The sequence below is a fragment of the Mycobacterium sp. genome (genome assembly GCF_035570115.1).
Lineage (GTDB): Bacteria > Actinomycetota > Actinomycetes > Mycobacteriales > Mycobacteriaceae > Mycobacterium.
Genome location: NZ_DATMLH010000058.1, coordinates 1 through 17,732, shown reverse-complemented (window position 1 = coordinate 17,732; position 17,732 = coordinate 1). Strand labels below are relative to the sequence as shown.

Annotated in this window: 19 protein-coding genes and 2 pseudogenes; 9 read left to right on the top strand and 12 right to left on the bottom strand. The window is 64.3% G+C overall.

Features of this window, described 5'->3' with window-relative positions; translation table 11 throughout:
* The 3 genes from VNW74_RS04335 to VNW74_RS04325 all read right to left on the bottom strand — a co-directional run.
* Window positions 1–326, bottom strand: a 326-nt coding sequence (locus tag VNW74_RS04335; RefSeq protein ID WP_325675372.1) for a carotenoid oxygenase family protein, incomplete at its 3' end; no start/stop codon positions are given.
* Window positions 327–329: 3 nt separating this feature from the next.
* Window positions 330–1,556: an acetyl-CoA acetyltransferase gene (locus VNW74_RS04330; protein ID WP_325675371.1), complete on the bottom strand. Its 1,227-nt coding sequence runs from the start codon at window positions 1,554–1,556 to the stop codon at window positions 330–332.
* Window positions 1,557–1,773: 217 nt separating this feature from the next.
* Window positions 1,774–2,628 (bottom strand): sulfurtransferase, encoded by an 855-nt coding sequence (locus VNW74_RS04325; protein WP_325675370.1) that lies wholly within the window; start codon window positions 2,626–2,628, stop codon window positions 1,774–1,776.
* A 23-nt stretch (window positions 2,629–2,651) separates the two neighbouring features.
* Here VNW74_RS04325 and VNW74_RS04320 point away from each other — a divergent pair, with 23 nt between their 5' ends.
* The 3 genes from VNW74_RS04320 (at window position 2,652) to VNW74_RS04310 (ending at window position 4,886) form a co-directional block, all read left to right on the top strand.
* The gene (locus VNW74_RS04320; protein WP_325675369.1) at window positions 2,652–3,014 is read left to right on the top strand and encodes a hypothetical protein; all 363 of its coding nucleotides are present in this window, start codon (window positions 2,652–2,654) and stop codon (window positions 3,012–3,014) included.
* Window positions 3,015–3,145: 131 nt separating this feature from the next.
* Window positions 3,146–4,540, top strand: a complete 1,395-nt coding sequence (locus VNW74_RS04315; protein ID WP_325675368.1) for an ammonium transporter — start codon at window positions 3,146–3,148, stop codon at window positions 4,538–4,540.
* A gap of 7 nt (window positions 4,541–4,547) precedes the next feature.
* A complete protein-coding gene (locus tag VNW74_RS04310; protein WP_325675367.1) occupies window positions 4,548–4,886 on the top strand; it encodes a P-II family nitrogen regulator in 339 nt (112 codons plus the stop codon).
* 149 nt (window positions 4,887–5,035) lie between these two features.
* Here the strand turns inward: VNW74_RS04310 and VNW74_RS04305 are convergent, their stop codons facing one another.
* The 6 genes and pseudogenes from VNW74_RS04305 to VNW74_RS04280 form a co-directional block, all read right to left on the bottom strand.
* On the bottom strand, window positions 5,036–5,848 hold the full coding sequence (locus VNW74_RS04305; protein WP_325675366.1) for a DUF427 domain-containing protein: 813 nt from the start codon (window positions 5,846–5,848) through the stop codon (window positions 5,036–5,038).
* A 108-nt stretch (window positions 5,849–5,956) separates the two neighbouring features.
* Window positions 5,957–6,976: an alcohol dehydrogenase catalytic domain-containing protein gene (locus tag VNW74_RS04300; protein WP_325675365.1), complete on the bottom strand. Its 1,020-nt coding sequence runs from the start codon at window positions 6,974–6,976 to the stop codon at window positions 5,957–5,959.
* A gap of 26 nt (window positions 6,977–7,002) precedes the next feature.
* Window positions 7,003–7,110 (bottom strand): annotated as a pseudogene (locus VNW74_RS04295) (SDR family oxidoreductase); the annotation flags it as partial.
* 11 nt (window positions 7,111–7,121) lie between these two features.
* On the bottom strand, window positions 7,122–7,532 hold the full coding sequence (locus VNW74_RS04290) for a nuclear transport factor 2 family protein (protein ID WP_325675364.1): 411 nt from the start codon (window positions 7,530–7,532) through the stop codon (window positions 7,122–7,124).
* Window positions 7,533–7,587: 55 nt separating this feature from the next.
* Window positions 7,588–7,938 carry a VOC family protein gene (locus tag VNW74_RS04285; RefSeq protein ID WP_325675363.1) on the bottom strand — a complete coding sequence of 117 codons (351 nt, stop codon included), beginning with the start codon at window positions 7,936–7,938 and terminating at the stop codon, window positions 7,588–7,590.
* Window positions 7,935–8,708, bottom strand: coding sequence for an SDR family NAD(P)-dependent oxidoreductase (locus VNW74_RS04280; RefSeq protein WP_325675362.1), 774 nt, complete (start codon window positions 8,706–8,708; stop codon window positions 7,935–7,937). Before VNW74_RS04280 ends, VNW74_RS04285 begins: the two co-directional genes overlap by 4 nt.
* Window positions 8,709–8,865: 157 nt before the next feature.
* Between VNW74_RS04280 and VNW74_RS04275 the strand changes: the two genes are divergently transcribed.
* Window positions 8,866–9,456 carry a TetR/AcrR family transcriptional regulator gene (locus tag VNW74_RS04275; protein ID WP_325675361.1) on the top strand — a complete coding sequence of 197 codons (591 nt, stop codon included), beginning with the start codon at window positions 8,866–8,868 and terminating at the stop codon, window positions 9,454–9,456.
* Window positions 9,457–9,512: 56 nt separating this feature from the next.
* On the opposite strand, the gene VNW74_RS04270 is transcribed toward VNW74_RS04275, so the two are convergent.
* Together VNW74_RS04270 and VNW74_RS04265 are read right to left on the bottom strand one after the other, a co-directional pair.
* Window positions 9,513–10,859 carry a cytochrome P450 gene (locus VNW74_RS04270; RefSeq protein ID WP_325675360.1) on the bottom strand — a complete coding sequence of 449 codons (1,347 nt, stop codon included), beginning with the start codon at window positions 10,857–10,859 and terminating at the stop codon, window positions 9,513–9,515.
* A 783-nt stretch (window positions 10,860–11,642) separates the two neighbouring features.
* The gene (locus tag VNW74_RS04265; RefSeq protein ID WP_325675359.1) at window positions 11,643–12,284 is read right to left on the bottom strand and encodes a TetR/AcrR family transcriptional regulator; all 642 of its coding nucleotides are present in this window, start codon (window positions 12,282–12,284) and stop codon (window positions 11,643–11,645) included.
* 160 nt (window positions 12,285–12,444) lie between these two features.
* On the opposite strand from VNW74_RS04265, the gene VNW74_RS04260 reads away from it, so the two are divergent.
* Window positions 12,445–13,590, top strand: coding sequence for an acyl-CoA dehydrogenase family protein (locus VNW74_RS04260; protein WP_325675358.1), 1,146 nt, complete (start codon window positions 12,445–12,447; stop codon window positions 13,588–13,590).
* Window position 13,591: 1 nt separating this feature from the next.
* Entirely contained in the window at window positions 13,592–14,473 is an 882-nt protein-coding gene (locus VNW74_RS04255) for an LLM class F420-dependent oxidoreductase (protein ID WP_325675357.1), read from the top strand.
* A 29-nt stretch (window positions 14,474–14,502) separates the two neighbouring features.
* Here VNW74_RS04255 and VNW74_RS04250 read toward each other — a convergent pair whose 3' ends face one another.
* A complete protein-coding gene (locus tag VNW74_RS04250; protein WP_325675356.1) occupies window positions 14,503–14,811 on the bottom strand; it encodes a hypothetical protein in 309 nt (102 codons plus the stop codon).
* A 671-nt stretch (window positions 14,812–15,482) separates the two neighbouring features.
* On the opposite strand from VNW74_RS04250, the gene VNW74_RS04245 reads away from it, so the two are divergent.
* The 3 genes and pseudogenes from VNW74_RS04245 to VNW74_RS04235 all read left to right on the top strand — a co-directional run bounded on the left by VNW74_RS04245 (window position 15,483) and on the right by VNW74_RS04235 (window position 17,295).
* Window positions 15,483–15,857 (top strand): DoxX family protein, encoded by a 375-nt coding sequence (locus VNW74_RS04245; protein ID WP_325675355.1) that lies wholly within the window; start codon window positions 15,483–15,485, stop codon window positions 15,855–15,857.
* A gap of 502 nt (window positions 15,858–16,359) precedes the next feature.
* Window positions 16,360–16,578, top strand: a pseudogene (locus tag VNW74_RS04240) (zf-HC2 domain-containing protein); the annotation flags it as partial.
* Between the two features lie 309 nt (window positions 16,579–16,887).
* Window positions 16,888–17,295 carry a hypothetical protein gene (locus VNW74_RS04235; RefSeq protein WP_325675354.1) on the top strand — a complete coding sequence of 136 codons (408 nt, stop codon included), beginning with the start codon at window positions 16,888–16,890 and terminating at the stop codon, window positions 17,293–17,295.
* The last annotated feature ends 437 nt before the right edge of the window (window positions 17,296–17,732 follow it).

Here is a 17,732-nt window from a genome sequence, read left to right as displayed (position 1 = left end):
AGCGGCTCGCCCGCTTCATTCTCGGCCAGGAAACCGTCGGTGCGGATAAAGCGATTGCGGTAGAAGGCCTTTCCATCGCGAAAGCCGATCACATGCAGCATGCCGTCGCCGTCGAACGGGTGATATGTCCGCAACGATGGGTGCAGCGGGTTTTCGGTGTTGCGCAGGTAGACACCGTCCAAGTCGCGGGGGATTTCGCCCTCCACGGCGGTGAGGTTGTCGGCGTCCCATTCGGTGGTCTGCGGTCGCCACGGACCGGTGCGGTACGGATGGTCGTCGTCGTCGGGCAGGGTCGACAGGAATTTGCCGACGATCTCGGCATCCACGGGTCAGGCCTGCGCTTCGCTGACGACGAAGCTGACCGTGGTGGCTGTGCTACCGCCGAAGTTCAGCGTGCCAAAGGTTTTCGCGTTCTCGACTTGATAGTCGCCGGCCGTTCCGCTGACTTGCTTGGCCGCGTCGACGAGCATGCGCACTCCCGACGCGCCGACCGGGTGTCCGCCGCCGATCAGCCCGCCGCTGGGGTTGATCGGCAGTCGCCCGTCGATCTCGATTTCACCGTTTTCGATGGCCTTCCACGATTCACCCGGGCCGGTCAACCCGATGTGGTCGATCGCCAGATACTCGCTGGGCGTGAAGCAATCGTGCACCTCGATCCCGTCCAGGTCATCGAGGGACATCCGCGCGCGGCGCAACGCGTCGAGCGCCGCCGCACGCACATGCGGCAGCACGTAGGGGTCGTCGGCCGCGCGGTCCAGTTTCTGCCGCAGGCCCAGGCCGACGGTGCGATGCCCCCAGCCAGTGATCCGGGCGATGGGACGAGCGCCGGGACGGTCGCGCAGATAGTTGTCGGTGACCAGGACGACCCCCGCGCCGCCATCGGTCATCTGGCTGCAGTCGAACCGGCGCAGTCGACCCTCGATACCGGGGTTGGTCGCGTCGTCGTCGCTGATCGGGTCGGGCACCGTCCATTCGCGGGTCTGCGCGTTGGGGTTTCGGCGGGCGTTGGCGAAGTTGATCTGCGCGATCGCCCGCAGATGAGTGTCGTCCAGGCCGTAGCGGCGGTCGTACTCGTCGGCGACCTGGGCGAACATCGATGGCCAAAGGAACCGTGCGTCGGCCCCCTCATGACCCGTCCAGGCCGCGGCGCCGAGATGACGGGCCGCGGTGTCGCCGGGCACGGTTTTCTCCAGTTCGACGCCGACGACCAACGCGCTGTCGTAGTTGCCCGACCGCAGGTCGGCCATCGCTGCCAGGGCCGCCACACTGCCCGACGCGCAGGCGGCTTCGTGCCGCGATGCCGGGGTGTCCCACAGGCCGTCGCACACGGTGGCGGGCATGGCGCCGAGGTGGCCCTGTTCGGCGAACATCTCGCCGAATGCATTCGCGACGTGGACGACGCCCGTGGCGGCTATGTCGGCGGCGTCCACTCTGGCCGCGGCGAGTGTGGCGTCGACCACCTCGCCGGTCAGATCCGCGAAGTCGAGGCCTTCTTTAGTGAGGTTGCGGGCGAAATCGCTTTGGTAGCCGCCGAGAATCCAGACGTCGGTGTCCATAGCCGCACGTTACTACAGCTAAGAGAGTGACACTACGTCCGGCCAGGCGGACGTCTACACCGGATTGCTGGATCTGTGCGGGCCGAAAAAGAGACGGTCCCGTCGGCTCTCGGCTGAACCGACGAGACCTGAGCGAACGCGCAGGTCGACCAACACGCCCGCCTTCTAAGCCTCATTACCGTCTGCGGCGATTGACAAACCTTTATGCCGGAAACGGTTATTCGGATCCCCGGGCCACGGCACGGGACGGATCCGAATTCCATTCCGACCACGACCCCGGGAAGAGCGCCGGCGCGTATCCCATCGAGGTGAGCGCCGCGAGCGTGATGGTGGCGGTGACCCCCGAGCCGCAGTAGGCACCGATGCGGTCGTCGGGCTCGATGCCGTGGTCGGAGAGCATCTGGCTGAGCTCGCCCTCGGCCAGGAACGTGCCATCGGCTGCGAGCAGATCGCTGCTGGGGAGATTCTTCGCGCCAGGGATGTGACCGGCGACAGGATCGACTGGCTCGACGTCACCGCGGAACCGTTCAGGTGCCCGCGCGTCGAGCAGTGTCACGTCGGCAGCGTCCACCTGCTGCGCCGTCAGCGTCGGGAGCGCGCCGGCGTACAGATCGTCGTGCAGCGTCTTCGCATTACCCGGTGGTGGTGTGACCGGGCCGGTGGCCAGGCTGCCGCCGGCCGACCGCCATGCTGACCAGCCGCCGTCCAGGATGCGCACCTCGGTAAGACCGGACGCGGTCAGTACCCACCACGCCCGCGCCGAACCCGCCCGATTCCAGTCGTCGTAGACGACGGTGGGCACGCCCTCCCGGACGCCCCAACGGCGGGCGGAGGCCTCGACGCTGCGCCCCGGAGGCAGCGGGTGGCGTCCGCGCCCGGTGACCGTGTGGTCGCTGAGTTCGTCCTCGAGGGATACGTACACCGCGCCCGGTATGTGGCCTTGCAGATACGTCGCATGCCCGTCGGGCTGGTCGAGTCGCCAGCGCACATCAAGAATCGTCACCGGATCGCCGGCGCGAAGAAGATCGCGCAACTCCGCGGCGGTGATCAGAACCCTGGCGCGTGCGTTCAATGGGCCACCCTCCTCTGGGAAAGATGCATATATTGTGGTCGGATCTTGGCCGGGCGAAGGAGCTTCCGACGGTCAACAACGGTAAGACGCCACCAAGGGACCCGCTCACGTCGGGTGAACGCCGCGCCGCGCTGATAGTGATCGGCGTTGTGTTGTGTGTCGTCCTGGCGGGCGCACTTGCCTGGGGGCTGACCGGCCACTCGTCGACCTATGACCGGTCCGGTGATGGCTGCGTCACGGTCGCGTTCCCGAGCAGCATGGGTGGGGGACTCGAGCACGCGTGCGGTGTGGCCGCACGTGACTGGTGCCGCGCCGTCGACGGCCGGCGTGACGCGCATGCCGTGGCGGTTCAGGCCCAATGTCGGGTAGCGGGAATTCGCCCGTAAGCGGCTCGGCGGGATCGGCTCGCAATCGGAAATTCAAAATTAACACTCAATCATCTGGCGGAAACCGTCCGGTGCGATAGTTTCACCGCTCGTTGGCGCCGGCGCGGTAACTGTTCGAGAGGGATGCCGATATGAACCCTTATCCCGATTGGCTAAGCGCGGGGGATAACGCCTGGCAGCTGGTGGCCGCGACGCTGGTCGGACTGATGAGCATCCCCGGTATTGCGGTGCTCTATGGGGGTCTCGTCCAGAAGAAGTGGGCGGTCAACACGATGTTGATGGCCTTCACTGGGTTTTCGCTGGTGCTGGTGGCGTGGGTGCTGTGGGAATTCAAAATGGGTTTCGGAGAGCCCCTGAAACTCGGCCCGGGCATCCTGCAGTCCGCGATAGGCAAGCCGGGGTCCATCTTGGGCTCCGACAATCAGCATCAGGCGAGCATCCCGCTGCTCGACGCGGGCATGCCGAAGTTCCGGTTCTCCGAGACCACGCTGGCCTACTTCCAGTTCGTGTTCGCCGCGATTACCCCGCTACTGTTCTTGGGCAGCGTGCTCGGCCGGATCAACTTCAAGGTGTGGCTGATTTTCGTCCCACTGTGGTCGACCTTTGCTTACGCGGTGAATGCGTTCCTGGTGTGGGGTGGGGGCTTTTGGGCGCAGCCACACGCCGGCGCCATTAAAGCCTGGACCACGGGGGCGCTGGACTTCTCCGGTGGATATGTCATCCACCTCGCCGCCGGCACCAGTGGCTTTGTCGCCGCCGCGGTGATCGGACCGCGGCTGGCCCGCGACCGTCAACACGCGGTGCCCAACAACCTGCCGTTGGCCGCGATAGGGGCCGGCATTCTGTGGCTGGGCTGGAACGGGTTCAACGGCGGTGACCCCTACTTCGCCGGCACCAACGCCTCGCTGGCGGTGCTCAACACCAACCTGACCACCGCGGTGGCGCTGTTGACCTGGGTGATCTGGGACATGCTCGCCAGTCGCGACCGCAAACCCACCTTCCTGGGTGCCATCAACGGCATGATCGCGGGGTTGGTCGCGATCACCCCCGCGGCCGGCTTCGTCAACAGCTTCGGCGCCTTGATCATCGGCGTGGTGGCGTCCTCGCTGGTGTGGATGTCCTGGAACTGGCTTGGTCGCACCCGGCTTTTCCAGAAGGTCGACGATGCGCTCGGCGTCGTGCACACCCACGGTGTGGCCGGCCTGGCCGGTGGTCTACTGGTCGGCGTGCTGGCCGATCCGCACATTCTCTTCTATCAAGGCAACGGCAAGGATGTCGCGGACGTCACCGGCGCGGGATGGTTGTGGGGCCATCACCCCTTCCAGATCCTGATTCAGCTCGGCGCGGCGCTCACCATCATCGTCTGGGACGCCTTGATCACGTTCGTGATTCTCCGATTCCTCGGCCTGTTCATGAAGCTGCGCGCACCCGACGAGGTCCTGGAGCTCGGCGACGTCGCGATCCACCAAGAAGAGGCCTACCCCGACGAAACCCTCGTCGCCGGCCGCGTCGATCAGAAGAGCTGACACTGCGATGAAGCTGATCACTGCAATCGTCAAGCCCTTCGCCATCGAGGAAATCAAGGCCGCCGTCGAAGCGGCGGGCGTGCTGGGTATGACCGTCAGCGAGGTGCAAGGCTACGGTCGGCAAAAGGGCCACACCGAGGTCTACCGAGGCGCCGAATACCAGGTTGACTTCATCCCCAGGATGAAGGTCGAGATTGTGGTCGGTGACGAATCCGTGGACCGCGTGGTCGAGGGCATCGTCAACGCCGCGCGCACCGGCAAAATCGGTGACGGCAAGGTCTGGGTCACGGCGCTGCTCGCAGTGGTGCGCGTGCGAACCGGCGAGCGCGACGCAGACGCCATCTAGACGTCTCTGCGCGCCTGCGCGCCGAATTCTGCAGCCACAGCTTTATTCGATCGTCACCGCAAACGGCACCGGCCCTGACTCTCCGGTCGCCTGCATGATGATGAACGAATCATGCGGCGACACTACGCCGTTGCACGTAATACCCGCCGCTATTTGAAATGGGTGGAAGGCCGGGCCAATCGGTTGTCGTCGACGAAGATATCGAGCTTCTCGTTGTAGAACGCGATCATCCCGGCGATGGGGGCGACCTCGCGCAGCGGGTAGTCGTAGGTCCAGGCGAGATCGGGATACATCGCGTCGCCGATGCTGACTGCCCAGTACTGCGACGTGATTCCTTTATACGGGCATACGGTTTGGGTGCTGGTTGTGTCCAAGTGCCCGAATACGACGTCGGTGCGGTCGATGTAGTACCGGGTCGGCAGACCCGTCTCGAAAAGCAGCACCGGGCTGTGTGTCTCGGCCAGCACCACCCCGTCGAGTTCGACCCTGACGTGGCGGTGAGAACGCAGCGCGTCGACACGGACGTAGGGGCTGCGCGGGTGCCCGATGATCGGCTCGTCCTCCTCGAACCACTCGAGTGCGTCCCACTCGAACCGGACGCTGCCTGCGACCGGACCCGAGTCGTACAGCCGGGCAGCCGACTTGTGGGTCTGCTTGGGCGACGTCAACGAAAACAGCCGCGAGGATCCGAGCTGGAGTTTCTGGACGTGGTTCTCGTCCTGCAGATGTTCGATGCGGACGTCGACGACGGGGATGTAATACTGCGGGTAGTAGGCGATCTCCCAAACGTAATGCGCGCGGATCGTGTCGAAAACGAGTGTCCCGTCGAAGTAGCCCCGTACTCGCCGTGGAGCGGGCTCAATGAGGCCCCGGTCGCTTACCACCCGGGGGTAGTCGCGGTCAGGATTGTGTGACTCGGGGACCGGCGGTCCCCCCGTGCGGGCTTTGACGGACTCAGTCATAGCAAGCCCTCCTTATCCGGACTCTCGGCGACCGTGATCGCTGCAACTTTATTCGGATGCGTCAAATAGGGATAGCTGGCGTCCGCTCGATGTATACGACGTTCTGACTCAAGACGCGGTCGTGAGCACCACCCTGAAGCGGGCCTGGTTGGCCATCATCCGCTGGTAGCCGTCGGCCGCCTTCTCCAGCGGCAGCACCTCCACCATCGGCTTAATGCGCTGCAGTGCAGCGAAATCCAGCGTGTCCTGCAGGTCAGAAGATACCCCGGCCGGGTGGCCGTGCACGGTGCCGGAGATGGTGATCAGCTGTATCGGGCTGACCCGCACCGGGTCAGTGAGGGCGGCCAGGGTGAGCAGTTCACCGTGCAGTCCCAGCCCGCCGAGCGCGGCGGTGATGGCCTCGGCGTTGGTGGCGGTGGCCGCGACGACACGCGCCCCGCCCAGCTTCTGCAGTTCGGTGGCCACGTCGCCGGCGGTGGAGTCGATGTAGTGATGTGCGCCCAGTTCGCGGGCTAGCTCACCCTTTTCGGGTCCCCGCGCGATCGCCACGGTGCGAAAACCCATCTTCACCGCGAACTGCACCCCGAGGTGACCGAGGCCGCCGATGCCGAGGATCGCGACCAGATCGCCTGGGCCGGCGCCGGTGCGGCGCAACGAGTTGAACATGGTCAGTCCCGCGCACGCCAGCGGCGCGGCGTCCACCGCCGACAGTTCGTCGGGAATGCGGGCCAGCGCGCTCGCCGGCGCCACGACGGAGTCGGCGTATCCGCCGGGAAACGAGACGCCGGTCACCATGCCGACCTCGCAGTGCACGAAGTCGCCGCGCCGACAGGGGCGGCACTGCCCGCAATACCCGCCCGACCAGCCGATAGCAACCCGATCACCCACGCGCCAGTCCCCAACACCCGCGCCCAGTGCATCGACGTGCCCGGCGATCTCGTGGCCGGGGGTCACCGGAAACTGCACACCGGGCCACTGGTCATCGACAAACAGCGAGTCGGAATGGCAGATGCCGCAGGCGTCGACGGCGACGCGCACGCTGCCGGGCCCGGGTTCGACCATTGTGCGATCGACCAGAGCCAGTTCTCCTCCCGGTGAGCTGACTTGAATCGCCCGAAACGTTGTCATGATGGGCCTTTCCGTGTTCGCTCGCGCTAGACCGGAGCCATGCCGCCATCGACGCTGAGTTCGGTGCCGGCCACGAAGCTAGCCTCACCGGAGGCCAAAAACAGTGCGGCGGCGGCGATCTCCTCCGGGCGATCCGAGCCTGTAATCATGACCGCCGCGGTGTGGGGAAGGCGTCGCCGAACATGGGCAGTCCACTTTGGGACTCCTCGGCGGTGGCCTCGTCCTGGATGACATCCCAGTGTTCAGCGAGTACACCGCTTTCGACCCTCACGATGTCTGCCACTATCCAGTCGGCGGGTTGCCCGACATTGCGGAATCGACCGTGCAGCATCACATAGTCACCGTCGGCAGCGATCAGCGCGTTCTCGTAGCGCATGTCGGGCGGTGCGCCTTTCACAAGTTCGAAGAGGCCATCACGCCCCGGTTCGATGTGCGCGCTGTGCTGAATGTAATCAGAAGACCAGAATCGCTGCGCGGCTGCGTAATCTCGCCGGTTGAACAATGTATCGAACGCCTCTAACACCAGCGCCTTGTTGCGCTTCTCGATGTCTGTCATGGCTCGCCTCCTTGATTCGAACGGATCGGTCAATCCGCTGCGCGATGGCCCGAAGTCACCCGGCGACGAGGTCGAACTCGTTGCCTTCGGGGTCGGTAAAGCTGATCCACTGGTTGTTGTTCTCGCTCAGTGCGCGAATCTGCCTGGCGCCCAGGCTTGTCAGCCGATCAGCCTCGGCTACCACATCAGAGGCCTGCAGGTCGAAGTGCACGCGATTCTTGAGCGTCTTGTCCTCGGGGACCTTGTGAAACATCAGGACGGCTCCAAGTCCGGTGTCGGCAGCGATCGACGCGAAGTCCTCAGTGGCGCCGTCGTTGAGGGTGCGGTGCAGGGCCTGGGCCCAGAACTCCGCGAGTCGGGCAGCGTGGTGAGCGTCAAAGCTGATTGCCAGTACCGAGATGGTCATGACGCCGCGTCCAGCCTGCGGTGCTGTCGCGCGGCGGCGATCCCGCCGTCGACGGCGATGTTGGTGCCGGTGATGTACGCGGCACGGGGCGACGCCAGAAAGCCGATGAGGTCGGCAATCTCCTGCGGCTCGGCGGCGCGCCCCAGCACTGTCGTCTGGGCGCTGGCATCAAACACTTCGCGACCGGCTGCATTGGTGTAGACGGGTCCCGGTGAGATGGCGTTGACGCGGATGCCAGCGGGTCCGTATTCCGCGGCCCAGGAACGCGCCAGGGAGGCCAGGGCGGCTTTGGTAGCGCCGTAGGCCGCGCTGTCGGGCTGACCAACGGTGCCGGCCCTGCTGGCCAGGTTGATGATCACGCCGTCGCCGCGGGCAACCATTTTCGGGGCCAGGACCGACACCAGCAGGTAGGGGGCCTGCACGTTGGCGGCGAAAAGCTGATCCAGGGTGTTGACGGCCAATTTTGCCGACGGGCCGAACCAGGCGAATCCGGCGTTGTTGACCAGTATGTCGACGTCGCCAGCCTCCTGAGCCAGCAGCAGCGCCTCTGCGGGTTGGCCCAGGTCGGCACCCACGAATCGGGCCGAGCCGCCGGCGTTTTCGATTGCGGCAACTACCGCGACACCGCGGCCGATGTCGCGGCCGTGCACGATCACCGTGGCGCCCTGCGCGGCCAACTGCAGCGCGGCGGCCTGACCGATCCCCGACGTCGCGCCGGTCACCAGCGCCACCTTGCCGTCCAGATCCCGAACCGAATTGGGGGTTGTCATGACCCTCCCGGAGAGCTTTGTACCGATCTGTCTGATCGACCATTCGCCAAATTAGACCGAACGAACTAAAAATGCAAGGCGCAAGCGTAGTGGAAGTCCCGTCTGCGAGGTCAACGTAGCGGTTCTTCAGACAACCCTGTCTGATATAGTTAGCTGCATGCCGGAGCGGACAGTGAAACGGCCGTCGCCGCGGGAACGGCTACTCGCCGCGTCGGATGAGTTGTTCTACCGCGATGGCGTGCATTCCACCGGAATCGATGCCGTCATCGAGAAGGCCGGCGTCGCAAAAGGCTCGCTGTACTACATTTTCGGCGGCAAAGACGAGCTGGTCGCCGCCTACCTTCGCTGCCGCCACGACGCCTGGCGGCAGCGTGTCGAGGCGGTCCAGGCGGGTATCGAGGACCCCGATGCGAAGATCCTGGCGATCTTCGACGCGATCGCCGAAGATGTGTCACGGCCCGACTTCCGGGGCTGCCCGTTCAACAATGCCGCCGCCGAAGCGCCGGCGGGGGACGCCCAGCGACTTGCTATCAAGGAGTACCGCGACTGGTTGCGCTGCTTGTTCGCGGGGCTCGCGGCCGGAACCGGGGTCGCCGGCTCCGATGCGCTGACCGATGCGCTCATCGTCCTCTACGACGGAGCTTTGGCTACCGCCGAAGTGGGCGGCACCGCGCGCGCCAAGGCACTGACAGCCAAACGCATCGCCCGGCTGACCCTGGCAGCCGCGAAAGTTTCCGGCTCCGCCTGAGGTCAACCTAAGTCGGCCGCAATTGCTCTTAACGCTCCTTCTGCACGCGATAGGGATCAGCGTCGGCGTAGACGCACCGCCAAGCCATCCTTCGGAACGAATAGCCGGCGCAACTCGAACTTCGCCTGGTAGCCGGGGTCGACGCTCCATTCGAAGTTCAACAGCATCTGGTGCAGGATCGCCTTGATCTCCATCCCCGCGAAGAACATGCCGATGCACTTGTGCGCTCCTCCACCGAACGGAGCCCACGCGTACTTGTGAATTTTGTCTTCGTGGCGATCAGGGGCGAAGCGTTCCGGATCGAAGCGCTCGGGATCGGGCCAGTATTCGCCCATGTGATGGTTGAAGTGCGGCATCACCAGCGTGAAGGTGTTCTTCGGAACGAAGAATCCGGCGAGCTCGGTGTCCACGACCGTTTCGCGCATCAGCATCGGAACCGGCGCCACCAGCCGTGTCGCTTCTTTCATGACCAGATCCAGCGAGACAAGGCTGTCCATATCGCCGTAGTGGAGTGTGCCTCTGCGAAAAGCGACCGATTCGGCTCGGACACGCTCCTGCCACTGCGGGTGTTTAGCGAGGTAGTAGCACATGGTGCTCATCGTGAGCGTCGCGGTGTCGTGGGCGACGGCCGGCACGAAGATCATGTGTTTGACCACGTCCTGGTCGCTGAACTGTTCACCGTCCTCGGTTTGCGCATCGCACAGCGCGCTGAACAGGTCATCACCGGCGCCTGTTCGTTTGTCGGCCAACCGCGTTCGTATGAAATCCTCCAGAAAGCGGCGTGCCTTCAGGCCGCGCGCCCACGTCCCACCCGGGACATTGACACGCAGGGGGGTCTGGGCCGCATTCGTCATCCTGAGGAATGCGTCGCGGACACGGTCCGCTTCGGGGTCCAAGCGAGTTCCGACGAAGAACTCCGCGACGAGATCGAGCATGAGTTTCTTGGTCGCGGGGAATATCTGAAAGCCAGCACCGGTCTGCCAGCGGCTGATCTCGCCGTCGATCGTGGGCATCATCGCTTGCAGGTACGCGTCGAGCCGAGTCCGGGTGAAGGCTTGCTGCAAGATCCGGCGATGATGCAGGTGCTCCTCGAAGTCGAGCAGCAGGATCCCCCGCGGCAGGAGCGGCTCGAACATCGAAGACCACCCGCTGGCGAATGCCTTGTCCTTGTTGACCAATATTTCGGCAGTGGCGTCGGGGCCCAACGCGAGGATGCCACGTTTGGCCACCAAATTCAGTGGTGACACCGCCCCATAGCGATTGAAGCGCCGCCGCGCCCATCCGATCGGGTCGACGTACATCGTGGGGACGTGTCCGACGACCGGCAGGCCCCGACCACCATGGACGTGACGTAACCCGCTTCCGGCGGGCGGCGCCTCGAACCGTCTCGGAATGGCCAGCACGTCACAAGCGGCTCCACCGAGGCGCCTCACTCGCTCGCGAGTAGTGGCCGGAGAAGTGGTCCCTGTCATCGGGGGCCTCCGGGCGACGACGCTGCCGAGCGGGCGACGCCGAATGTATTGCCACCGTGTGCCTGTCGGGCGGTGCCGAACGCGATCGTCAGGGCTGCCCCTGTCGCAATCATCCCGATGCCGAGTGCAGCCGGTGCTTTTTCGTCACGGTAACTCTCGTCTCTCGTAGTCCGTCCTAGGCAGGGGCAGATGGGGTTAAGTTGCAGGCGGTGGGGCGTACCGTCCGGCCGTGTGGACCCTTACGGATAATACGGATAAGCTGCGCCATTTGGTTTGCCTTTGCAAGTACTGGCAAGCTGAGCGCTACCACGCCGCCGTTCACCGACCTTAGCTACCCCAACGGTCTCGCTGTAGATTCTGCCCGGTGCTCTCTACGTCGCCGACTCGGGCAACGCCGCCTACCTTCGCTGCCGCCACGACGCCTGGCGGCAGCGCGTCGAGGCGGTCCAGGCGGGTATCCAGGACCCCGATGCGAAGATCCTGGCGATCTTCGACGCGATCGCCGAAGACGTGTCACGGCCTGACTTCCGGGGCTGCCCGTTCAACAATGCCGCCGCCGAAGCGCCGGCTGGGGACCCCGCATCGCCCGACTGACCCTGGCAGCCGCGAAAGTCTCCGGCTCCGCCTGAGGCGGGGTGACGCCGATGCTGCGGCCGCATCGGATGTGTTGGCGGCGGCGCTCGGGGTGCCGGTGGCGGAACTGGCGCGGCGGCCCTAAGTTTGACGGTCCTCTGGGGCCCGGTCGCCTTCATCCACCGGTTCAGTTCCGAAGGTGGGGGCCACCATCTCGAAGCCCTCGTCCACGAGGGTGACGAGGTCACGGCCGGTGCAGATATGTAGGTGGAACGCCGCCGTGTAGATCGCGGTCGCGATGCGCGCGGCCAACTGCACCGAGAGGTCACGATCCGGGTCGGTGCGGCGCTCGGCTGCGAGCGCCGCGGCCATGGTGTTCTCCATCTCGGTGACGAGCTCGAGAAACCGCCCTCTGACGGCTGGCTCGTTGAGCCAGCTCCTGATGCTGAATTCCTCGACCTCGGTGCTGGGGCGGGCGACTTGCAGCATCCCGATGTTGATCCCGAGGTGGATCTGCTCCCAGCAGGACAGGCCTGGGATGGGCTGGCCGAGGAAGTCCCTGAAGTGGTCTTGTGTCTCTCTGATGTTGAGGAAGAGCACATCCTCCTTCGTCCGGAAGTACCGGAAGAAGGTGCTCGACGAGCTGTGTGCTGCGCGCGCGATGTCCTCGACGGTGGTCGCCTCGTAACCGCGGTCGCGAAAGAGCCGGACCGCGGCTTCGGCCAGCGCGATCCTGGTCTGCAGTTTGCGTCTTTCCCAGCCGCCGGGCTCCATCCGGGGCATCTTAACGCCGTCCTCGTCCACTGCCTCCGGTCCTTGCCGGGCGGATTAATTGACAACCCCCGCCGTGATAGCGTTACTGTTGATAGTCACTCCCAAATGCTATGACAGACTCTATCAAAACTTGAACTGACGATCGGCGCGCCCCTGAAGGAGAATTGTCGTGTCACGGTTTCTGTCCGACGAGCAGCGCCAGATCCAGCAGACCAGCCGGGCGTTCGCCCAGAAGGAGATCCGGCCGCGCCGGCTGGAGGCGTATCAGGGGCATGAGTTCATCACCGAGATGGCCCGCCGTTGCGGCGAACTCGGGATGTGGCGCACCCTGGTCCCGGAGAGCCGGGGTGGCCTTGGGCACGGTGCCACGACCGCGTGCGTGATCTTCGAGGAACTGGGCCGCGAGTCGCCCGGGGTGGCCATAGCCGGCATCCCGCAGATGGTGTTCGCGCCGGTGATGCTGCTTAGCGAAGCCATCTCCGATCGCTACCTGGAGAAGGTGATCTCCGGGCAGTTCATGATCGCGGGCGCGTTCAGCGATCCGGCCGGTGTCGCCAATTACGCAGAACAGTCCGACATCGCGGTGCGCGACGGCGACGACTACGTCCTGAATGGCACCCGGCTCTGGGTTACCCAGGGCACCTTCTACGACGTCATGGGCATCGCAGGGCTCTATGAGGGCAGCCAGCGGCTCTTCTATGTCGAACGCGGCCATCTCGGCGTCTCGGTGTCACCGATCCCGAAGATGGGTTTCGGCGCGCCATGGGGCCTGGTCACGATGACGAACTGCCGGGTGCCCGCCGACATGTCCGTCGACCTGGGATTCATGGTGACGGACCGCCAGATCCAGGATGTCGACGGCAATGCGACGGCCTCGGTCCTGTTCGCCTCGGCGATCGCACTCGGACTCGCGACCGGCGCCTACGCGCAGACCGTCGAATTCCTGTGCAACCGCACGTCGAACCGGCGACCGATCGCGTCCATGCAGGCCATTCAGCACAAGCTGGTGCGGATGCGATCTCAGATCGAGGCGAGCCGGTCCATGCTGTACGACGCGGCCCGGCTGCGTGATGACGGCCGCCCCGACAGCGCGCTGGAGCACATGGTCAAGCCGTGGGTCACCGAGATGGCCGCGGCAGTCACCCAAGAATGCGTCACCCTGCACGGGGGCGCCGGATACGCGTTCGAAACCGGGCTGGAAGGCCTGCATCGTGATGCCGTCGGCGGCCTGATCATCGAGGGCACCACCGACATGCACCACTCGACCGTCGCCCATCTCCTCGGGCTACCAGACGCCGCGATCGGAATCTTCTGACATGGTCGACATCGGAATCTGCTCCATGCAGACGCACTACACGGTCCAGCCAGCGGAGCTTGCGCGCTGGGCGGAGGACACCGGCTTCGAGTCGGTGTTCTTCGGTGAGCACTCCCACGTGCCAACCAACCGCGAGACGAAGTTCGTGCTCGAGGTCGAAATGCCGGACTACTACCGCGAGATTTCCGACCCGTTCATCTGTATGACGGCGGCCGCGGCGGTCACCGAGCGGATCAAGGTCGGGACCTCGGTTTGTCTGGTGCCCGAGCACAACCCGATCATGCTCGCCAAGGTCACCAGCTGTGTGGACCTGGTGTCGAGCGGCCGGCTGGTCCTCGGAATCGGCGCGGGCTGGAGCGCCGAGGAACTCCGGGATCACGGCGTCGAGCACAAGGACCGCTGGCGGATCACCAGGGAACGGATGCTTGCGGTGCGGGAGATCTGGGGCAACGAGATCGCAGAGTTCCACGGGGACTTCGTCGACTTCGACCCCCTGTACTGCTGGCCGAAACCTGTCCAGCCCGGCGGACCGCCAGTGCTGATCGGTGCCGCCGCCGGTCCGATGATCGCCCGCCACATCGTCGAGTACTGCGACGGATGGCTCCCTTTGGACGGGCTGCACACCGACCTCGTCGGAGGCCTGGCGAACCTCCGCGCGGAGTCGTCACGGAAGGGCCGGCCGATGAGCGACCTCGATCTGACCGTGATCACCGCCTACACCCTCGCTGGTGTGGAGGGCAGCGTCGCCCGAATTGCCGAGCTCGTGAGCATGGGCTTCAACCGGGTCTTGTTGTTGCTCGCTCCGGGCGAACCCAAGCAGCAGTGGGAAGAGCTCGAGCACCACCGTGAACTCCTGTACGCCGCCCAGAACGCGGGCCTATGAGCCGGCAATCCAGCCAGCAGACTTCGGCTCTATTTTGCTCCCCTGAGTCGGCGGTGATCGCTGGGCTCGTAAGGTAGATGTGTCTCTGTGACAACAAGATTCAAAGGCATGAGAGTCTCGTAGATCGAATAATGTTGCACGATAGTGCTTCCCGCACGCGTGCTGAATAATTCCTCCGGTGAAATCGATGGTGTGACGGATCGCCGTTGCGTCGGCGTCTTGCGGTGGTACTTGTTCCAGAGCTTGGCGGATCCGGTCAAAATTCCGGTAGTGATGACGTTGGTAGCCAGGCCGACGATCCATGGGTTTTGCAGCCATGTTTCGAACATCGCCGCCATCCCGATGCCCTGCGGCGGTGTTCAGAGTCGGTTGATGCTTGACGTTTCTCTTTCGGTTGATCCTTGACACTTTGGGGTTAGTGGTTAGGCCTGATGGCGAGCACTCGCCAAGCCGCAGGGAGCCGGTCACTAACTGCGTTCGACCCGACCGCGCCTGGAATCCGCTCGACGGCGGGGTCGCCGAGCTGGGTATGCACCTCACTGTCGGCCAAGCACTCCGCCATGATGTCGTCGTCGGAATTGCTGCGTCACTCGTGTGACCAGCGATACCGAATGCTTATGCTGCGCTGCGCTTTTCGCTAAAGTAACCGCGCCGGATGTTAAGCCGGCGGGCAGCGACTTGGGTTCGATTGTTCTGATGTCCTGCATCGACCGGCGGCACCCTCAGCCTAACGCTCACACCTGGACAGTGCCGTTCGTTGACAGCTTTCCGTATCGTAGTAGAACCGCGCACCGATTCGCACCAGAAGCGGCTCTAGACGCGAGAGTTTTTTTAATTTATAGTAGATTATATTGCTTGCGTGTGTTGGGTATGAACCTCGTGGGGCCAGGCTCGACACTCCAAGGAATAACGTCGATGCGCCGAAGATGGCGGAAGACGATCCGATGCACCTTGGCGGCGCGCGTACTTCCACGCTTCAGCTGAAGCTTCAAGTGACGGGGAAACGTTCATGAATTTTGTGTTGTGGTTAGTGGCCGGTGTGCTGGCAGCCGCCTTCGCCGATACGGGGTCATTAAAGCTGACGCAGAGCAATCAGGCGCTGTGCGCCCGCGGGATGATCTGGACAGAAGACTTCTCCCCGGCGGCGGTGAAGTTCATCAGCGTCGCTGAGGTGGCGGGTGCGCTCGGCGTCATCTTGCCGGCCCTGCTGCACGTCGCACCGGCGCTGGTGCCGGTGGCCGCGGCCGCGCTGGCGGTGGTGACGGCCGGCGCGGTGCTGGTGCATCTGCGCCGCAAAGAAGGAGTGGACGCGGTTCCCGCTGTGGTACTGGGGCTACTCGCGGTCTTCCTCGCCTGGGGGCGATTCGGTCCGTACGCGTTCTAAGCAGCCGTGCCGCCCGCATATAACGGCTTTTACCTGCAAAAACACTAGTGCCCCCGGCAGTGCCCCCGGCGGGATTCGAACCTGCGACACCGGCTTTTGCAATAGGTGGTTCGCGAAGGTTGTCGCGGATTGTCGTTAGCCGCTGCGGCGCAACCTGTTTCGGGCTCCATGGCTGCCAACGATTGACGGTAGTTCTCGCTGATTCTCAGTCATAAACGGTGAATAAACGGTGACCCGAACCAGGAGGATGATCGAGAAATGTTGCTAATGACGCGCCTGGTGGCTGCGCTGGCCGTGGTGATGTCCGGTTCAGGTACGACCCGGGGACCGGGACCTGGCAGCCGGGAACAGGATCTATCGAGTCCACGCCGAAATAGTTGATCAGCCCGCCCCCTTCTCTCTCGGGGACGGGGCGTCACTATGTACCTGTTGGCGAATGTCCGTGAATTCGAGTAGCCGACTACGCGTGTGGTACGGCTTCGCGCGCTGCCACGCTGCTGTCATGAGAAGTCAGTGCAGCGATGTGTTCTGGTACGTGTTCTGGTCCGAGATGTGGGATGCCGCATACGTGTTTGGCGCGGTGTCTGCCGCTGACCGCCGCGAATTCGAAGCGCACATGGCCAACTGCTCGGCATGCCAGGACGCCGTCGCCGACCTGAGCGGCATGCAGGCCCGGCTTTCACAGCTTGACCTCGAAGAGGTCGCCGCGATCGAGGAGTCCAGACATACGCAGTCGGTGACACCTGCGATGTCGCTACCGCCGCGACCACGAACAGATTTGAGTCCGTCCGGATGACGAGCTGGTGAGCTAGGGCCGCGAACCGACTCGCCCTAGTCCACTTCAAGAACAACGTCTTGGCGGTCTTCGGGCATTCGAGCGCCACCTCGGTGGTTTTCGTTGACTATCGAATAAGCGAGGCTGAGGGCCTGTGCCGGGACCGGGGATCAAGATTGGGGGAGAAATTGCCGATTCGACCCGCTCAGCGGACCGGGGGTTGCGTTTTCACACGGGCTCGTATTGCGTTCGATCATGACGACACCACACCCGCTGGCCGATGAGCCACCCGCCGAACATCTGACAACTCCCCCGCCAGCGAATGCTGTCGGCACCGCCAGTCAGCAGCTGCCGCAGCCCACCACAGTGGACACAACCGGGCTCGAAACAATGTCGCAGATCAGCGACCTCCAAAAACAGGTTGCCGCTCTACAGCAGCAGGTCGCCGAGTTGCAGAAATTGCAGCCGCAGGTGCAGATGCTGCTAGGGCATTCGCACACCACCTACGGTTACACCTTGGGCTACGTCAACCTTGCGTCGATCAAGCTGGCTCTCGACCAGGGGAGCGACGATTACCTAGTCGCAATCGTTTCCGAAGGGGAAGCGTCCGGCAACGACGTCGCGTACGTCGGGCCGCCGGTCACACCGCCGTCGAACAGCTAGAACTCGCCCGGCCCCCCGCAGCCGGAAACGGCTTACAGTGGCGCGACCGAGCACCACGAGGAGCTCCAAACCGGGCCGCTGCACCCCTTGGCCATGGCCGGCCACAACAACCAGTAGCCGTGAACAGCCGGGACCGCACTACCGACTCCGCGGCCGAGGCCCCGTCTCAATGTGGGAAGAAGACCACCAAGGTTGATCGGGCCGCGCCTGGAGCCCCAGATCCCCTGGGCGCGGCCCGATTCGGCGTTTAATGGGAACCATGAACACGTTCGCACTCACCATCCGGAACGCTCTCACCGTCGCGGTCCTGATCTTGGGTGCGTCGCCGGCGTTCGCTGGTACGGCACACGCCCACGGCCACTGCTGCGCGCTACCTGTGCCCCATTCCCGGGTTCATACCCAAGGACCGATCTCCGTCCTCCACCAGGGACCGTTCC